This is a genomic window from Bradyrhizobium sp. MI1.11 (assembly GCF_055811255.1).
The window spans coordinates 172-1,897 of record NZ_JBVVPM010000155.1; the positions used below are offsets into that span (position 1 = coordinate 172).

The 1,726-nt window shown below is 64.1% G+C and carries 1 protein-coding gene; it reads right to left on the reverse strand.

The genetic code is table 11. From position 1 onward, the window contains the following. Window positions 1-539: 539 nt before the first annotated feature. Window positions 540-1,589 (reverse strand): IS110 family RNA-guided transposase, encoded by a 1,050-nt coding sequence (locus tag AC0L30_RS42785; protein WP_473309138.1) that lies wholly within the window; start codon window positions 1,587-1,589, stop codon window positions 540-542. Window positions 1,590-1,726: the final 137 nt, after the last annotated feature.

Genomic DNA, 1,726 nt, shown 5'->3' on the forward strand with positions numbered 1-1,726 from the left:
CGTGCAGCGAGCATGCCTCAGGCCTCGACTCTCTCACGCGCAAAGCTTCGCTGCAATACGATTGTTATCTCCAGTCTAACATACTGACACTAACTTCCAGTTGTGAATCAGTACGTTGTGAACAAGTCGGCGGCGCGTGCAGCGAGCATGCCTCAGGCCTCGACTCTCTCACGCGCAAAGCTTCGCTGCAATACGATTGTTATCTCCAGTCTGCGCGCGCGAACGCGATCGCGCGCAAATCTGCGCGATCGCTGGCGTCGACATCATTGCCAGGTGCGCGTCACGTCCTTTTGCAGCCACTCGCTCGTCGAGGAGAACTCGCTAACATCCGTGGTTGGCACGATGGCCACCACAAGCCGGAATCTGAGGAAAGGGCGGTCAGGCTAACCAGCGCCGTGCTTGATGGCTTCAAACCTCGTCATGAAGCCGCCGGCAAGAAAAGTTGCGATCTCACCCAGATCCCCGTCTCCTCGGGAGACGCCGCTCCGCCGTGGCGGAAGGAAAAGGCGCGCGTGGAAGCGGCCGGGTCGCGGAGGCCCTTACACCGCCGCAGCGACCCGGCCGCGCTTGCCGCCGGCGCCAAACCGGAAGGTGGTGCCATCGATCCAGATCTTGTGCAGCAGCACGGCGAGCGCCCGCGCCACCGCGGTTGCCGCGCGCTTCAGACCCTTCTTCCTGGCCAGCCGCAGGCCCCAGAGCCGCAGCTTGAAGGTCTTCGGAATGCGCGTCAGGATTGCGATCGCAGCCTCGTACAGCATCGCCCGCGTCAGCTCGTCGCCGCATTTGGAGATGCTGCCGATCCGGTCGGTCTGGCCGGATTGATAGCGCCGCGGCGTCAGTCCGAAATGGGCGCCGACATTGGTCGACTTTTTGAATCGCGACGGATCGTCGACGGTGGCGCGGAATGTCAGCGCCACCAGCGCGCCGACGCCCGGCACCGTCATCATCCGCCGCACCACCTCGTCACCGCGTGCGGCCGCCAGCACCAGGCGGTGCAGTTTTGCCAACTGCAGCCGCATGGCGTTGCGGGCGTCCAGCAGCGGCACGACGATCGCTTCCAATTCCTTCTTCCCGGCCAGGAGATCGCGCACCCGCGCCTCAAAACGGCCGACCGAGATCTCGCCAACCTTGAGGCCGAACGGGCGCAACAGGCCGCGGATCATGTTCTCCATGTCCAGCACCTTGCCGAGCAAAGCCTTGCGCCCGACCAGCAGCGCCCGCAACGTCTGTGTGCTCTCCGACTTGACGTGAACCGCGCGGAACCAGCCGGTCCGCATCATCTGCGCAATGCCCCTGGCGTCGTTGCGGTCGGTCTTGTTCAGCATCGCGTTCAGCGCCGCCTTGGCGTGCCGGGTCTCGATGCAGATCACGGGCAGGCCCTTGTCGGACAGCGCCGTGAACAGCCAGGCACTGTACGAGAACGCTTCCAGCCCGACGCGCTTCAGCTGGATTCCCCATTCCGCCAGGAACAGCTCGATCGCGTCCGGATCGGTCGCGAGTTTCGTCTCCCGGACCACCTTGCCGTCGCCGTCCACCACGCAAATGTTGGTCGCCTCGAGCGACACATCAAGCCCTGCATAGAAGTCCATCATGCGCCTCCACCACCGCCGACCGCCGGACCGCACCACGCGTTCCGTTCGCGAATCGCTGTGCAGCATTTTCGCAGCAGCACGGCCGGCGAGGGGGCACAGGTCAGTACCCCGGCTAACCAGAAATCCTTCGGATT